A 15,499-nucleotide genomic window follows, 5' to 3' on the forward strand; every position below is an offset into this window, starting at 1 on the left:
CAACCGTGGGTTCCGCCATGCAAGCAAAGGCCAGAGAATCACTCGATGTAGTGACATGTGCCCGCCTCGGGCTTTACGCAGGCACTTTCTCCCCGCTATAAGGGCGATCACACATCGAGTTCCCCGGCACCCCCGCCGCCGCTCCCGCTGCCGTCGTCCTCGTCGTACGTCGGCACCGTGGTGGCCAGGCCCAGAGCTTCGCGGGCGGTGACGGTGGTCTTGCCGTCGATGAAGTCGTAGCCGGCGTCGTAGTGCTCGTAGTACGTGTCGACTTCCTCCGCGTCCGCCGCCTTCGCCCACTCCCCGCGGGCGTCCTTCATGTCCTTCACGAAGTCGGCGACGGGCCGCGCGGCCCCGGCGGACCAGGAGCGGCCGCCCAGCGCCTCGGACTGCTCGCCGAGCGCGATGTCGACGTCGGCGGCCCACTCCGTGTTCGCCGGGAGGTCGTCCTCGGCGTAGTCCTCGGGCTCCTCGTAGAGCACCGTGTCCAGGGCGTTGGCCGCCTTGAGGAAGGCCACCTGGTCGGCGTCGAGGGTCGTCTCGTCGTTGCGCAGCGAGCCGGTCAGGCTCTTGTCCTCGTCGACGTTCCCGAACAGGCAGGTGATCTCGCGATCCCCGAAGGCCCAGCTGTCGTCGGACGGCACCAGGTAGTAGACGTCCACGTCCTCCGGTACGGCCCAGGCGTCCATGGCGTACGTCTCCTGGAGCGCGTAGCACTTGTCGTCGGCGGTGTCCTCGATCACGCTGTCGCCCGGGAAGTCGCCGCCGGGGAGCTTGACGACGGCGAACACCTCGCCCTGGTGCGCCTGGGCGCAGGGCACTTCGTCGACGTCGTAGGTCTCGCCCGTCAGGGCATCGGAGCCCGAGTCGAAGCAGTCGCCCTTCTTGAGCGAGTAGGCGCTGCCCTCGCCGCTCGCGGCGTCCCTGAAGCCGTCCCAGAAGTCGGCGGCGGCGCCGGTGGTGAGCGACACGGTCCACAGGACCAGGCCCACCGAGGACAGCACGGAACCCGCGACCGCCATGCCCTTGCCGCGCTCGCCCTTCCTCTTGATCTGGCTCAGCGCGATGAGCCCCAGGACCAGCCCGACGGCCGGCAGGAAGCAGAGGATGCCGAGGACCAGGGCGGCGATGGCGAGGCCGTTGACGGGCACCGGCTGCGCGTATCCGCCGTAGCCGTAGCCCCAGGGGCCGGGCGGGGCGTAGGGGCCCGGCGGGTACGGCCCTGGGGGCTGATGGGGGCCGGGAGGGGGTGGTATGGACACGGGTACCGTGCTCCTGGTTCGGGCTGGGGTTTCTCGGGAGAACTCACGTGCGACTGGGCGCATGGTAAGCGCGAGGTGAGTGGGGGCGGAATGGCGGTCACGAATGCGACGATCCGGGCGGTCAACGACCTGACCGCGCGGTGGGCGAAGGCCTCGGAGGGCGGGACGGTCTTCTCGGCCGCGGGCGTGTGGCCGCTGCTGGCGTTCCTGGCGGACGGGGCGGGCGGTACGGCGCGGGGTGAGCTCGCGGAGGCCGTGGGGATGCCCGCGGAGGAAGCGGCGGGCGCGGCGCGGGAGTTGCTGGCCGCCATGGGGCGGATGCGAGGGCTGGACTCGGCGCTCGGGCTGTGGACCAGGCGGTTCGTGGAGCTCCGGGAGGAGTGGGAGGCGGGGCTGCCGGCCGAGGCGCACGGCGTGCTCACCGGCGACCCCGACGCCGATCAGGAAGCCCTGGACGCCTGGGCCGCCAAGCGCACCGGCGGGGCGATCGGGCGGATGCCGGTGACGCCGGGGCCGGACTCCTCGCTGGTGCTGGCGACCGCGCTGACGTTGCGGACGGACTGGGAGGTGCCGTTCCAGGGCGATCTGGTGCCGTGGTGCGGCCAGGACCGGTCCGGGCTCAGCCGCACCGACGCGGACCTGGACGGCGTGGCGGTGGCGCGGACGGCGGTCGGGGCGGTGACCGAGGCGCGGGTGCGGGGGACCGACGGCGTCGATGTGCATCTGCTGCTCGGGGACGAGGAGTTGACACCCGGGCAGGTGCTCGGCACCGGGGTGGACATCCTGACGGGCGCGGTGCCGGCCGTACGCGGGAGCCGTCTGCCGCTCGGCGCGGTCGGGCCCGGGCTCAGGATCGAGACGGTCCGCACCAGGAGCCCCGAGCCGCCGAGCCTCACGCTGAGCACCGTCGAGTTCACGCTCGACGCGGATCACGACCTGCTGGCGCACCCCGGGCTGTTCGGTCTGGCCACGGCGTCCGACCGCGCCCCCGGCCACTTCCCCGGCATCAGCCCGGCGCCGCTCGCCCTCGCAAAGGGACGGCAGTCGGCGACGGCGACGTTCGGCGCGGAGGGGTTCCGGGCGGCGGCCGTGACCGCGTACGTCATGGACTGGATGAGCTGGGAACCCGAGCCGTACGAGTCCAGGCGGGCCCACGCCGGCTTCGACCGCCCCTTCGGCTTCCTCGCCGTCCACCGCGACACACGGCTCGTCCTCGCGGCGGGCTGGGTCACCGACCCGAAGCCCTCCGCGAGGACGACCTGAAACCGACGGACCGTTGACGTACTAGAACTGCAGCGCCCAGGCGTCGATCCGCCCGGTGTCCTGCGCCGCGTTGTCACTGACCCTCAGCCGCCACGTGCCGGCCGCGGCCTCGGAGGAGGCGTTCACGGAGTACGTGGTGTTGATGTTGTCCGCGCTGCCGCCGGTGCCGTACGCCTTGAGGGTGTACGCCGTGCCGTCGGGGGCGATCAGCTGGACCTGGAGGTCGCCGATGTACGTGTGGACGATGTGCACCTCGACGGGCAGGGCCGAGGGCGCGTTGCCCGTGACGCCGGAGACGGTCACCGGGGACTCGGCGGTGGAGTTGTCGGCGATCGCGTAGTCCGCGGTGTTCTCGAAGCGCGGCCCCGGCGGGGTGACGGTGCCTCCGGGGACGTTCAGGAGACGGTTGGGCGAGCCGGTGCCGGGGCTGGTGACGACGCCGGTGGAGGCGAGGCTCACCAGTGCGGAGGAGACCTGCGCGGGCGTCGAGGCCGGGTTGTCCGCCAGGTACAGCGCCGCCGCGCCCGCCACGTGCGGGGTCGCCATGGACGTACCGGAGATGGTGTTCGTGGCGGAGTCGCTGGTGTTCCACGTCGAGGTGATGGACGAGCCGGGGGCGAACAGGTCGAGCACCGTGCCGTAGTTGGAGTAGCTCGCCCTGGCGTCGGTCGAGGTGGTGGCGCCGACCGTGATGGCCTCCGTCACGCGGGCGGGCGACCGGGTGGAGGCGTTGGTCGACTCGTTGCCGGCCGCGACGGCGAAGGTGACACCGGAGGCGACGGCGTTGCGGACCGCCGTGTCCAGCGCGGTGTCGGCGGTACCGCCGAGGGACATGTTGGCGACGGCCGGCTTGACCGCGTTCCGGGTGACCCAGTCGATGCCGGCGACGACCTGGGCGGTGGTGCCGGAGCCGGAGTTGTTGAGGACGCGGACGCCGACGATGCTCGCCTTCTTGGCGACGCCGTAGGCGGTTCCGGCGACCGTGCCGGCGACGTGGGTGCCGTGGCCGTTGCCGTCCTGGGCGGTGTTGTCGTTGTCGATGGCGTCGTAGCCGTAGCGGGCCCGGCCGCCGAAGTCGCTGTGGGTGATGCGGACGCCCGTGTCGATGATGTACGCCGTGACACCCGTGCCGGCCGAGTCCGGGTAGGTGTACGAGCTGTTCAGCGGGAGCGTCTTCTGGTCGATGCGGTCCAGGCCCCAGGACGGCGGGTTGGTCTGTGTCGCCGCGATGGTGAAGGTGCGGTTCTGGACCACGGAGGCGACGGCCGGGTCGGCGGCGAGACGTTTCGCCTCGGACGCGGAGGCCTCGATCGCATAGCCGTTGAGCGCCTTGGTGTAGGTGCGTTCGATGTCGGCGCCGTACTGCCTGGCCACGGCCTTGCCCTGGGCGGAGCCCGCCCTGGTGCCCGACTTCAGGGTCACGATGTAGCTGTCGGCCACGGCGTTCGCCGCGCCCTCGTACTGGACACGGCCCTCGGGAGCGGCCGTGGCCGGGAGGGCGGAGACGAGGCTCGCGGTGAGTGCGGCGGTCATCGCCGCGCCGAGCACCGCACATCTTCGGTGACGCATCGCTGCCATCTGAGGGATCCTCCTCGATCGCTGGTGCGCTGATATGTTCATGTCAATTTGCTGTGGGGTTGCTGTGCGTCCGCCGAAAGATTGAGGCCTCCACAGGAATTGCACAAGGGCCCTGCGGGGCCCATCTACGCTGCGCACATGACCCCACTGCCGGACTGTTACTGCCCCGTCGACGGCACCCGTGTCCCGGGCGGTTCGCTCGTCTGGTGCTGCCCGGTCTGCCGCGGCCCCCTCGACCTCGACTTCCACCCCACCCCGGCGTCGCTCAAGTCCCTCACCGGACGGGTGAATTCCCTGTGGCGGTACGCCGAGACACTCCCACTGGCGACCCCCTCGGTCTCCCTCGGGGAGGGCCGCACCCCGCTGGTCCCCCTGCGCGACGGCGTCTCGGCCAAGCTGGACTTCCTGATGCCGACGCTGTCCTTCAAGGACCGGGGCGCGGTGCTGCTCGCCGAACTGGCACTGCGACTGGAGCCGCGCCGGGTGGTCGCGGACAGCAGCGGCAACGCGGGCACGGCCATCGCCGCGTACTGCGCCCGGGCGCGGCTGCCCTGCACGGTGTACGTCCCCGAGGGCACGTCGGCGAAGAAGCTGGAGCAGATCGGGGCGCACGGGGCCCGCCTGGAGGTGGTCGCCGGTGACCGTGAGGCGGCCGCGGCGGCGGCCCGGGAGGCGGCGGACTCGGCGGGCACCTTCTACGCCTCCCATGTCTTCAACCCGTACTTCCTGCACGGCACGAAGACCTACGTCCATGAACTCTGGGAGGACCTCGGCGGCCGCCTCCCGGACGTCCTCGTCCTCCCCGTCGGCAACGGCACGCTGCTGCTGGGCGCCGCCCTGGCCGTCGCCGAGCTGCACGGCGCCGGGCTGATCGACCGCCGGCCCGCCCTGTACGCCGTCCAGGCGGCGGCGGTGGCTCCGCTCGCCCAGGCCTGGCAGGAGGGGGCGGAGGACCTCGTCGGCACGACCGCGGCGGCGCCGACGCTCGCCGAGGGCATCGCGATCCCCCGGCCGCCGCGGGCACGGCAGATCCTGCGGGCGGTGCGGGAGTCCGGGGGCACCTTCGTGACGGTGACCGAGGACCGGATCCGGCACGCCCAGCGGGACCTGGCGTCGATGGGACTGTTCGTGGAGTCGACGGGGGTGGCGTGCTGGGCGGCCGTGCGGGAGGGCGTGCTCGGGGAGCGGAGCGGGGTGGTGCCGCTGTGCGGGGCGGGGATGAAGTCGGGGCCGGCGGAGGCCTAGTTACGGCCGTTCCCTCTCCAGGATCTCGACGCACCGCCCCAACAGCCCCGTCAGGGCCTCGCGTTCCTCGTCCGTGAACTCGGCGGCCAGGGCCCGCTCCACCCGCACGGCGCGGGCGTCCGCGTCGGTCATGACGGCGCGGCCCTCGTCGGTGAGCCGGGTCTCCAGCACATTGCGGTGCCACTCGTGGGGGGTGCGCTCGATGAGGGCGCGGTCCTGGAGGTTCTTCAGGACGGTGTTCATCGTCGGCGGCGTGACGCCGCACAGCCGGGCCAGGGCCGCGGCGGAGATCCCGGGGTTCTCGGCGAGGTTCAGCAGCGCCGCGTACTGCGCGACCGTCAGTCCCGCGGGCCTCAGGACCGCGGTCTTCGTCGCGTTGAGAGCCTGTTCGGCCCGCTTGATATGGAAGCCGAGGCGCTCGGAGGCGGGCATGGACGTCATCTGCGCATGGTAGCGGCCTCGACCATCGATTAGCCCTCACTCATCCATTAATGCATTGACGAGCATTAGGGCTCTAATCTACGTTCACATTCATCATCCAGTGAGCAGCCGAACCGAGAGGCTCCGCCGTGTCCCGTACGATGCCCCGCCGCACCTTCCTGACCAGCGCCGCCGCCCTCACCACCACCGCGGCGCTCCCCGCGACGCCCGCCGCGTCCGCACCCCGGATCACCACCGCCTTCGAACTGCCCGGCGACCGCGTCTACCCCGAGGGCATCGCCGTCGACCCGCGCAAGGACGACGTGTACGTCGGCTCGTACGGCACCGGCACCGTGTACCGGGCGACACCCGGCCGCCGCAGGGCCGAGGTCTTCCTGCCCGCCGGAGCCGACGGCCGGACCACTGCCAACGGCATCAAGGCCGACCGCGCGGGCCGGCTGTGGGTCACCGACTCGACGGCCGGGGTCGATGTGTACGACATCAGCAGCCGTGCCCTGCTGGCCCGCTTCGCACCGCCCGGTGACACCCCGTTCCTGATCAACGACCTGGTGATCACCCCGGACGGCACGGCCTATGTGACCGACAGCCTCCGGCCGCTGGTGTACCGCGTCACCCCGGCCGACCTGGACCGTGCCCGCGGCGGCCGGGCGACGCTGAGCCCGTACGCCGACGTGAGCGGGGTCGGCGTGCCGCGCGAGGCGTACACCCTGAACGGCATCGCGACCGACGGGCGGCACCTGTTCGTCGTCGACATGGTCGTGGGCGACCTGTTCCGGATGGACCTGGCCACCGGTGCCGTACGCCAGGTCGAGCTGCGCGGCGGGGACATGGCGCACGGGGACGGGCTGGAGCTGGTGCGCGGGACGCTGTGGGTCGCGCACAACGCGTCGAACACGATCAGCAGGTGGCGGCTGGACCGGGGTGCCGGATCGGCCCGGCTGGAGCGGCGGTTCAGCGATCCCGCACTGCAGATCCCGACCACGCTGGTGCACAGCCGGGGGCAACTGCTGGTCGTGCGCGCCCAGTTCGACAAGGGCGGGCCGTTCGGGCCGGGGGTGCCGCAGACCCCGTTCACGGTGGCTCGGGTGGACGGGATCTGAGGGGCCGCTCGGGCGGTCAGTCGTCGAAGCCGGTCGCCCGGGTGGTCTTCTCCCACGCCGTGACGTCCTCGCGGATGTGGTCGAGGTGGCCCAGGACCGCGGTGACGCCGTCGTCGCCGAGCGGGAGGCGCAGGGGCGTGTGCTCCGCCTGGAGGGCGGCCAGGATCACCGCGGCCGCCTTGGCCGGGTCGCCGGGCTGGGAGCCGTCGCCGCCGGCGACAAAGCCACGGGTGCCGCTGACCTTGGCGTACACCCCGCTGTCCGGGCTCGCGCCGGCCCGGTCCGCCTCGAACAGCGAGGTCCGGAAGGCACCCGGCTCCACGATCAGCACCTTGATGCCGAACTCCTCGACCTCGTCCGCGAGCGCCTCGGACATGCCCTCCAGGGCGAACTTCGTCCCGCTGTAGGCGCCGAAGCCCGCGAAGGACATCTGCCCGCCCATGCTGCTCATCTGCACGATCGCCCCGGAACGCCGCTCCCGCATCGACGGCAGCACGGCCCGCACGAGCGCCGCGGGCCCGAAGACGTGCACGTCGAACAGCGCGCGCAGCTCGTCCTCGCCGGTCTCCTCGAAGGCGCCGACATGGGTACGGCCCGCGTTGTTGACGAGGACGTCGATCCGGCCGTGCCGCGCCACCACGTCCCGTACCGCCGCCTCGGCGGCCGCCGTGTCGGCGACGTCCAGGCGCAGCGCCTCCACCTGGTCGGGGTGGGCGGCCACGAGGTCGTCCAGCGCCTCGGGCCGGCGGACGGCGCCGACGACGACGTCGCCGTCGGCGAGGGCCGCCTGCGCGATCTCCCGCCCGAATCCGCTGCTCGCTCCCGTGATCAGCCAGACCTTGTTCATCTCGATCCCCTTCATCCGAGTGGTTCGTGAACCACCTTGCTGCGAAAGTCCGTTGCCCGTCCAAGACCCACGGTGATAACCGATGGCTATGACAACGGACGTGCACCTGAGGGATCTGCGCTACTTCCTCGCGGTGGCCGAGGACCTGCACTTCACCCGCGCGGCCGAACGGCTGTATGTGTCCCAGCCCGCCCTGAGCAAGCAAGTACGTTCCCTGGAGCGGCAGTTGGGCGTCGAGCTGTTCCGCCGCGATCGGCACGGCGTGACGCTCACCGCGGCGGGCGAGGCGCTGCTGCCGCATGCCCGGCGGGTGCTGGCCGACTGGGCGGAGGGCGCGGCGGCGGTGGCGGCGGCACGCTCGGCCCAGCGCAGCACGCTGGTCGTGGGGATGAGCACCAGCCCGGGCCGCGGCGGACTGCTGCCGGCGATCCGGTCCCGTTTCACCGCGGCTCATCCGAACGCGGCACTGCGGGTGCGCCAGGTGAGCTGGGAGGACCCCACCGCGGGCCTGGCGGACGGGGACGCGGACGTCGCGTTCGTCTGGCTGCCCCTGCCGGACGCCGACCGCTACGCGTGGACGGTGGTCGCCGAGGAGCCCCGCCTGATCGCCCTCCCGGAGAGCCACCCCCTGGCGTCCCGCCCGGAACTCGACTTCGCCGACCTCGCCGACGAACCGTTCCTCGCCCTCCCCGAGAGCGCGGGCCCGCTGCGTGCCCACTGGCTCGCCCTCGACGAACGCGCCGGCCGCCCGGCCCGCGTCGGCGCGGAGATCGCCGGCACGGAGGAGACGTACGAGGCCCTGGTCGCCGGCCTCGGCATCTGCCTGGTCGCCGAGGGCAACGCCCCGCTGATCACGCTGGGCGGGGTGGTGACGCGGGCGGTGCGCGGGGTGAGCCCGAGCCGGTACGTCCTCGCCTGGCGGGAGGGGGACCGCAGACCGCTGGTACGGGCGTACGCGGAGGCGTGCCGGTCGGTCGCGGAAGCCTGACAGGGCGGCTGCTTCGCGGCGGGCCGGGGCTGTCTACGATCACCGCATGAGCGCGTGGAAGAGGGCCCTGGACGCGGCGGGGATCCGGGAGCCGGAGCTGCGGAGCGACTACGACGCCCAGCGGCGGCTGGTGGCGCGCGAGCGGCGCAGTTCGTATCTCGCGGCCCGGGTACTGCTGCCGCGGCCGATGCTGCCGCACGTGATGGCCGCGACAGCCGTGATGCACCACGGGGACGACCTCCTGGACACCGGCCCCAAGCACCTGCGGGTGGCGGCGTGGGCGTCCTGGGAGCAGCGGGTGCGCGAGGCGCTGGAGAAGGGCGTGGCCGACGATCCGCCGATCCGCGCGTTCCTGCACACCGTGACCGCGTATCCGCGGCTGCGGGAGGTGGTGGAGGAGTATCTGGCCACCGCCACGGCCGAGTTGGAGTTCACCGGCTTCACGACGGAGGCCGACTTCCAGGCTTACGTGGACGCCTACTCGCTGCCCGCCTTCATGCTGGTCGGCACACTGCTGGGACCGGAGACCGACGACGGGCGCTACCGGACCCTGTGCCGCACCCTCATCGAGGGCAGCCAGCGGCTGGACTTCGTCAACGACCTCGCCGAGGACCTCCCGGAAGGCCGCCTCGGCATTCCGGCCGAGACGCTGCGGCGCTACTCGCTCGCGGTGGAGGACCTCGCGGCGGGCCGAGCGTCACCGGGCCTGCGCGACTTGGTGCACGACCAGGTCGACGCCGCCCGGACCGCCCTGAAGGCGGCACGCGAACTGCCCGCCCTGGCGGCGCCCCCGGGCCGGGCGCTGCTGAGCGCGGTGATCGAGATCGAACTCCTGACCGCGGACGCGGTGGCGGCGCGCGGAACGGGGCTGCTGCACGGCTCCGCGAGCCCGCCGCTGCCGGGCACGCTGCGGGTGCTGTGGAACGCCCGCAGGCTGCGCCGAACGACGTCCTGACCGGGAGCTCCCGTCGACGTGAAGGCGGTCGCCCTCGTTGACGATCTCGTGGCCCGGTCCCCGTCGAGTCGCTACGGTTGAGCCATGACCGCACTGCCCGACGGGATGCGCCCGCCGCGCGCGGAAGGCTGGTTCGCGGAGGACCTGGACCGCCTCCCCGAGGCACCCCGCCATACCGAGCTGATCGACGGGGCTCTCGTCTTCGTGCTGTCGCCCCAGCGAGCCTGGCACGGCTCGTCACCGCCCTGACCACCACGCTCATGGCGCAGGCACCGGCCGGCTTCGAAGTCGAGCGGGAGATGACGATACGCCTCGACGACCGGAACCCCGAGCCGGACCTCTTGCTGACAGACCTGCCCTACGACCCCAACCGCACCTGGTACGCCCCCGAGGACGTGAAACTCGTCATCGAGGTCGTCTCCCCCGAGTCCGCCCACCGCGACCGCACGGTCAAGCTCCGCAAGTACGCGGAGGCCGGCATCCCGCACTACTGGTGCGTCGAGGACGAGGACGGGGCACCCGTCGTCCACGTCTACGAACTCGACGAACCGACCGGCCGCCACGCGCCCGCGGGCATCTTCCGGGGCACCCGCCCCCCCCCGGGCCCCTGCGAGAGCCGCCGTGATCGCGCCACGCACCCCCCCCCGCGCGCAAACTCGGTGGGGGGGACCGCACCGGGGGGGGGGCGGGCCACACCCGCCCCCGCCCCCCTCCCTCACGGCTGATCAGACGTTGAAGCGGAACTCCACGACATCCCCGTCCTGCATGACGTACTCCTTGCCCTCCATGCGCGCCTTGCCCTTGGCGCGGGCCTCGGCGACCGAACCGGTCTCGACGAGGTCGGCGAAGGAGATGACCTCCGCCTTGATGAAGCCCTTCTGGAAGTCCGTGTGGATCACGCCGGCGGCCTCGGGAGCGGTGGCGCCCTTCTTGATCGTCCAGGCGCGGGATTCCTTGGGGCCTGCCGTGAGGTAGGTCTGGAGGCCGAGGGTGTCGAAGCCGACGCGGGCCAGCGTCGCCAGGCCGGGCTCGTCGGCGCCGACGGACTCCAGGAGCTCCATGGCGTCCTCCTCGTCGAGCTCGGCGAGGTCCTGCTCCAGCTTGGCGTTGAGGAAGATCGCCTCGGCGGGGGCGACCAGGGCGCGCTGCTCGTCCTTGAAGGTCTCGTCGACCAGCTCGTCCTCGTCCACGTTGAAGACGTAGAGGAAGGGCTTGGTCGTCAGGAGGTGCAGGTCGTGGAGGAGTTCCTCGTTGCCCGAGCCCTGGACGATGCCCTGCGAGAAGAGGGTGTCGCCCCGCTCCAGGATCTCCTTCGCCGCCTCGACCGCCGCGACCTTCGGCGCGATGTCCTTCTTGATGCGCGAGTCCTTCTGGAGACGCGGCAGGACCTTCTCGATGGTCTGGAGGTCGGCGAGGATCAGCTCGGTGTTGATCGTCTCGATGTCGTCCTTGGGCGAGACCTTGCCGTCGACATGGACGACGTTCTCGTCCTTGAAGGCGCGGATGACCTGGCAGATCGCGTCGGACTCACGGATGTTGGCGAGGAACTTGTTGCCCAGGCCCTCACCCTCCGACGCGCCCTTCACGATGCCCGCGATGTCCACGAAGTCGACGGTCGCCGGGAGGATCTTCTGCGAGGAGAAGATTTCGGCCAGCTTCGTCAGCCGCGCGTCCGGGACGCCCACGACACCGACGTTGGGCTCGATCGTGGCGAACGGGTAGTTGGCCGCGAGCACGTCGTTCTTGGTCAGGGCGTTGAACAGGGTCGACTTGCCGACATTCGGCAGACCGACGATTCCGATCGTGAGCGACACGTTGCGACTTCCCGTACGTGAGAGGAGAGGACTGAGGGCTGGGGCCGATCCACCAGTCTACGGCGTACCGGGCCCCGCCCCCTTCGAGGCGTCGAACACTTGGCCAAGGTCGATCCCTCGGCGTGTCTGAAGGGCGATTCTGCATATAAACCGTCCTAAGTTGGTCCGGTGGAGCAACACAGGACGCGACCCCCGCACATCCGAGCACGACGCGAGACGCCATCCCTGCCCCCGCAGGCGGCCCGCGGCGGGCGCCGTCCGGCACCCGTGCGACGGCCCGCTCCCCCGGTCGTGCAGGCGGTGCGGCGCTTCCCCAACCCCCGGCTCACCGGGCTCGGGGGTGGTCTGTTCTGCATCGCGGTGATGGTGGTGCTCGGCTGCCTCGACGCGCTGACGTTCGATTCGCTGACGCTGTACGGCGTGCTGTTCCTGCCGGTGTGCGTGCTGACGGCCGTCTGGGTGCGGCGCAACGACCTGGTCACCGCACCCATCGTGGTGCCGATCGCCTTCGCCGCGGGGCTCGTGCCCGTCGCCCAGGGAGGCGACGGGCTCGGCGCCCGGCTGATGGGCCTCGTGACGGCCCTGGCCACCGAGGCGGGATGGCTGTACGGCGGGACGCTCCTCGTCGGTCTGATCGTGACCGTACGGAAGATCCGGCTGATGAACCGCCGGCGGCAGGCGAACCGCCGGCCCTTGTGAGCTACTCCTGCGCGGCGCGCATCGCCGCCCCCACGATCCCCGCGTTGTTCTGCAGCTGCGCCGGGACGATCTCCGCCTTGATGCCCTCGATGTAGTGCAGGAACTTCTGGGACTTGCGGCTGACGCCGCCGCCGATGATGAAGAGCTCGGGCGAGAAGAGCATCTCGAGATGGGCGAGGTACTTCTGGACGCGGCGCGCCCAGTGCTCCCACGTCAACTCGCCGTCCTCCTTGGCCTTGCTGGAGGCGCGCGTCTCCGCGTCGTGCCCGTGCAGCTCCAGGTGGCCCAGCTCGGTGTTGGGGACCAGGACGCCGTTGACGAACAGGGCGCTGCCGATGCCGGTGCCGAAGGTCAGCAGGAAGACGGTGCCCTTGCGGCCGTGACCGGCACCGAACTCCATCTCAGCGACGCCCGCCGCGTCCGCGTCGTTGACCACCGTCACCGGCAGACCGCCGAGCCGCTCGCTGAACAACGCGCGCGCGTCCGTGTCGATCCAGTCCTTGTCGACATTGGCCGCCGTACGGATCGTGGCCCCGCCGGTGACCACGCCGGGGAAGGTCAGCCCGACCGGCCCCGACCAGCCGAAGTGGTCGATGACCTCCTTCACACCGTCCGCCACCGCGTCCGGCGTCGCCGGGTGCGGGGTGAGCACCTTGCAGCGCTCCTGGGCGAGGTCGCCTCTGGCCAGGTCCACCGGGGCGCCCTTGATCCCGGATCCGCCGATGTCCACACCGAAGATCTGCATGGCCCTACGTTACGACGGGCGACCGACAGTCACTCCTTCGAGGTGCCCGTACGCTCCGCGACCAGCGCCGCGGCCTCCTCGCGCAGATCGCGGCGGAGCTCCTTGGGCAGCGAGAAGGTGATGGACTCCTCGGCCGTCTTCACGGTCTCGACGTCGCCGTAGCCGCGCTCGGCGAGCCACTCCAGGACGCCTTCGACCAGGACGTCCGGGACCGAGGCGCCGGAGGTCAGGCCGACCGTGGTGACGCCCTCCAGCCAGGCCTCGTCGATCTCGTCGGCGAAGTCGACCAGGTGGGCGGCGGGGGCGCCGGCGTCCAGGGCGACCTCGACCATGCGGATCGAGTTGGAGGAGTTCTTGGAGCCGACGACGATGACCAGCTGGGCGTCCTCGGCCAGCTTCTTCACCGCGATCTGGCGGTTCTGCGTGGCGTAGCAGATGTCGTCGCTGGGCGGCGAGATCAGGCCGGGGAACTTGGTCTTGAGAGCGTCGACGGTCTCCATGGTCTCGTCCACGGAAAGCGTGGTCTGGGAGAGCCAGACGACCTTGGACGGGTCGCGCACCTCGACCTTGGCGACGTCTTCCGGGCCGTCGACGAGGGTGATGTGGTCGGGCGCCTCGCCGGAGGTGCCGATGACCTCCTCGTGGCCCTCGTGCCCGATCAGGAGGATGTCGTAGTCCTCCTTGGCGAAGCGGACGGCTTCCTTGTGGACCTTGGTGACCAGCGGGCAGGTCGCGTCGATGGTGGCGAGCCGGCCGCGCGCGGCCTCCTCGTGGACGACGGGCGCGACACCGTGCGCGGAGAACATGACGATGTTCCCCTCGGGGACCTCCTCCGTCCGCTCGACGAAGATGGCGCCCTTCTTCTCCAGGGTCTGCACGACGTACTTGTTGTGGACGATCTCGTGTCGGACGTACACCGGAGCGCCGTACTGCTCCAGGGCTTTCTCGACGGCGATCACGGCGCGGTCCACACCCGCGCAGTAGCCCCGGGGGGCGGCGAGCAGGACACGGCGGCCAGGCGAAGCAGTCATGCGTCCCATCGTAAGGCCGCGCCGGACGGGTCGAAGATCGCGTTGTTGGCGAGACTGGCCGGGAAGTGTGAAGGGCGGGGAACCGGCGACGGCAGTCGACAGATGAAGCACCGGCGGAGGCATCGATGTCCGAGACCCAGACGACGACCCGTAGCGGCGATCCCGGCCATGACCTGCGGCGCAGCCTCGGATTCCGGGATCTGGTGGTCTACGGGCTGCTTTTCATCGCCCCCATGGCGCCCGTCGGCGTGTTCGGCACGCTCGACGCCAGGTCGCACGGGGCGGTGGCGCTGGTCTATGTCGTCGCCACGGTCGCGATGGCTTTCACCGCGTTCAGCTACGCGCAGATGGTGCGGGTGGTCCCGCGCGCGGGCTCCGTGTACGCCTACGCGCGCGTGGCGCTCGGAAAGGAGGCCGGGTTCATCGCGGGCTGGATGGCGATGCTGGACTACCTGCTGATCCCGGCGGTCGCCTATCTCTTCTCCGGCATCGCGATGAACGCGCTGGTCCCGGAGGTCTCGCGGTGGGTGTGGACGGCGGTGGCGGTGGTCGTGACGACGCTGCTGAACCTGTGGGGCGTACGGGCCGCGGCCCGGGTCGGCTTCCTGGTGCTGGCCATGGAGATCGTGGTCCTGCTGGTGTTCATGGTCTCCGCGACCGTCGTCCTCGCGCGTGACGGTGCCGAGCGGGGGTGGCTGTCGCCGCTGTCGGGGGACGGCTCGCAGGGGGCGTTCGCGCTGTCGGCGGTGCTCGGGGCGGTGTCGATCGCGGTGCTGTCGTATCTCGGCTTCGACGCGATCGCCTCCTTCGCGGAGGAGGTCACCGGCGGGTCGGCGAAGGTGGCGCGGGCGGTGCTGTTCTGTCTGGCGCTGGCGGGTGTGCTGTTCGTGGCGCAGGCGTACCTGGTGGCGCTGCTGGAGCCGATGTCGTCGGCGGAACTGGCGGCCCGGCCGGGGAAGCAGGGGTCCGCCTTCTACGACGCCGTGGATGTGTCCGTCGGGACCTGGCTGCACGATCTGGTGGCGGTGAGCAAGGCGATCGGGGCGGCGTTCGCGGCGCTGGCCGGGCAGGCGGCCGCGGGACGGCTGCTGTTCGCGATGGGGCGGGACCGGCGGCTGCCGCGGGTGCTGTCGAGGACGGATGCGGGGGTGCCGCGGGTGGCGCTGCTGTGCGCGGCCGCCATCACCCTGGTGGCGGCGGTGTGGGCGGCCCGGCGGGACGACGGGATGGACCATCTGGTGTCGGTCGTCGACATCGGCGCGCTCACGGCCTTCACCTTGCTGCACGCGAGCGTGGTGGGGTGGTTCGCGGTACGGCGGCGGGGCGGGGCGGTGAGTTGGTGGCGGCATGTGCTGGTGCCGGTGGCCGGCGCGGCCATCACCGTCGCGGTGATCGTGGAGGCGTCGGGAGCGGCACAGGTGGTGGGGACGGTGTGGTTCGTGATCGGACTCGCGGTCCTGCTGGGGCAGCGGGGGCGGGCGGGGGCCGCACAGTGACCGGCCCACGTGGGCCGCGTTGTCACAACCGGCCA

General features: G+C 71.6%; 14 protein-coding genes and 1 pseudogene. 8 read left to right on the plus strand and 7 right to left on the minus strand.

Annotated features, from left to right (window positions below; all coding sequences use genetic code 11):
* Positions 1 to 107 precede the first annotated feature (107 nt).
* Positions 108 to 1,262: a DUF4190 domain-containing protein gene (locus tag ACIOHP_RS00635; RefSeq protein ID WP_401881982.1), complete on the minus strand. Its 1,155-nt coding sequence runs from the start codon at positions 1,260 to 1,262 to the stop codon at positions 108 to 110.
* 90 nt (positions 1,263 to 1,352) lie between these two features.
* Between ACIOHP_RS00635 and ACIOHP_RS00640 the strand changes: the two genes are divergently transcribed.
* Positions 1,353 to 2,525 carry a serpin family protein gene (locus tag ACIOHP_RS00640; RefSeq protein WP_401881985.1) on the plus strand — a complete coding sequence of 391 codons (1,173 nt, stop codon included), beginning with the start codon at positions 1,353 to 1,355 and terminating at the stop codon, positions 2,523 to 2,525.
* A gap of 21 nt (positions 2,526 to 2,546) precedes the next feature.
* Here the strand turns inward: ACIOHP_RS00640 and ACIOHP_RS00645 are convergent, their stop codons facing one another.
* A complete protein-coding gene (locus ACIOHP_RS00645; protein ID WP_401881988.1) occupies positions 2,547 to 4,103 on the minus strand; it encodes a S8 family peptidase in 1,557 nt (518 codons plus the stop codon).
* 138 nt (positions 4,104 to 4,241) lie between these two features.
* Between ACIOHP_RS00645 and ACIOHP_RS00650 the strand changes: the two genes are divergently transcribed.
* Positions 4,242 to 5,348, plus strand: coding sequence for a pyridoxal-phosphate dependent enzyme (locus tag ACIOHP_RS00650; protein WP_401881990.1), 1,107 nt, complete (start codon positions 4,242 to 4,244; stop codon positions 5,346 to 5,348).
* Here the strand turns inward: ACIOHP_RS00650 and ACIOHP_RS00655 are convergent, their stop codons facing one another.
* Positions 5,349 to 5,789 (minus strand): MarR family winged helix-turn-helix transcriptional regulator, encoded by a 441-nt coding sequence (locus ACIOHP_RS00655; protein WP_401881993.1) that lies wholly within the window; start codon positions 5,787 to 5,789, stop codon positions 5,349 to 5,351. It lies immediately after the preceding gene.
* 128 nt (positions 5,790 to 5,917) lie between these two features.
* Here ACIOHP_RS00655 and ACIOHP_RS00660 point away from each other — a divergent pair, with 128 nt between their 5' ends.
* Positions 5,918 to 6,889: an SMP-30/gluconolactonase/LRE family protein gene (locus tag ACIOHP_RS00660; protein WP_401881996.1), complete on the plus strand. Its 972-nt coding sequence runs from the start codon at positions 5,918 to 5,920 to the stop codon at positions 6,887 to 6,889.
* A 16-nt stretch (positions 6,890 to 6,905) separates the two neighbouring features.
* Here the strand turns inward: ACIOHP_RS00660 and ACIOHP_RS00665 are convergent, their stop codons facing one another.
* Positions 6,906 to 7,736: an oxidoreductase gene (locus ACIOHP_RS00665; protein WP_361542763.1), complete on the minus strand. Its 831-nt coding sequence runs from the start codon at positions 7,734 to 7,736 to the stop codon at positions 6,906 to 6,908.
* 82 nt (positions 7,737 to 7,818) lie between these two features.
* Here ACIOHP_RS00665 and ACIOHP_RS00670 point away from each other — a divergent pair, with 82 nt between their 5' ends.
* The 3 genes and pseudogenes from ACIOHP_RS00670 to ACIOHP_RS00680 form a co-directional block, all read left to right on the plus strand.
* Positions 7,819 to 8,724, plus strand: coding sequence for a LysR family transcriptional regulator (locus tag ACIOHP_RS00670; protein WP_401881999.1), 906 nt, complete (start codon positions 7,819 to 7,821; stop codon positions 8,722 to 8,724).
* 46 nt (positions 8,725 to 8,770) lie between these two features.
* Complete coding sequence (locus ACIOHP_RS00675) at positions 8,771 to 9,679, plus strand: phytoene/squalene synthase family protein (protein WP_401882002.1); 909 nt, start codon at positions 8,771 to 8,773, stop codon at positions 9,677 to 9,679.
* A gap of 84 nt (positions 9,680 to 9,763) precedes the next feature.
* Positions 9,764 to 10,329, plus strand: a pseudogene (locus tag ACIOHP_RS00680) (Uma2 family endonuclease); the annotation flags it as partial.
* Between the two features lie 75 nt (positions 10,330 to 10,404).
* Here ACIOHP_RS00680 and ychF read toward each other — a convergent pair.
* The gene (gene ychF, locus ACIOHP_RS00685) at positions 10,405 to 11,493 is read right to left on the minus strand and encodes a redox-regulated ATPase YchF (protein WP_361542775.1); all 1,089 of its coding nucleotides are present in this window, start codon (positions 11,491 to 11,493) and stop codon (positions 10,405 to 10,407) included.
* Positions 11,494 to 11,661: 168 nt separating this feature from the next.
* Here ychF and ACIOHP_RS00690 point away from each other — a divergent pair, with 168 nt between their 5' ends.
* Complete coding sequence (locus ACIOHP_RS00690; RefSeq protein ID WP_401882005.1) at positions 11,662 to 12,192, plus strand: DUF6542 domain-containing protein; 531 nt, start codon at positions 11,662 to 11,664, stop codon at positions 12,190 to 12,192.
* A 1-nt stretch (position 12,193) separates the two neighbouring features.
* Here the strand turns inward: ACIOHP_RS00690 and ppgK are convergent, their stop codons facing one another.
* Together ppgK and ACIOHP_RS00700 are read right to left on the minus strand one after the other, a co-directional pair.
* Positions 12,194 to 12,937, minus strand: coding sequence for a polyphosphate--glucose phosphotransferase (ppgK, locus tag ACIOHP_RS00695; protein WP_401882007.1), 744 nt, complete (start codon positions 12,935 to 12,937; stop codon positions 12,194 to 12,196).
* A gap of 29 nt (positions 12,938 to 12,966) precedes the next feature.
* Positions 12,967 to 13,977, minus strand: a complete 1,011-nt coding sequence (locus tag ACIOHP_RS00700) for a 4-hydroxy-3-methylbut-2-enyl diphosphate reductase (RefSeq protein ID WP_361542784.1) — start codon at positions 13,975 to 13,977, stop codon at positions 12,967 to 12,969.
* A 116-nt stretch (positions 13,978 to 14,093) separates the two neighbouring features.
* Between ACIOHP_RS00700 and ACIOHP_RS00705 the strand changes: the two genes are divergently transcribed.
* Positions 14,094 to 15,464, plus strand: a complete 1,371-nt coding sequence (locus ACIOHP_RS00705) for an APC family permease (RefSeq protein WP_401882010.1) — start codon at positions 14,094 to 14,096, stop codon at positions 15,462 to 15,464.
* The last annotated feature ends 35 nt before the right edge of the window (positions 15,465 to 15,499 follow it).

Source organism: Streptomyces sp. NPDC087859 (assembly GCF_044742595.1).
In the GTDB taxonomy this organism is placed as follows: domain Bacteria; phylum Actinomycetota; class Actinomycetes; order Streptomycetales; family Streptomycetaceae; genus Streptomyces; species Streptomyces canus_F.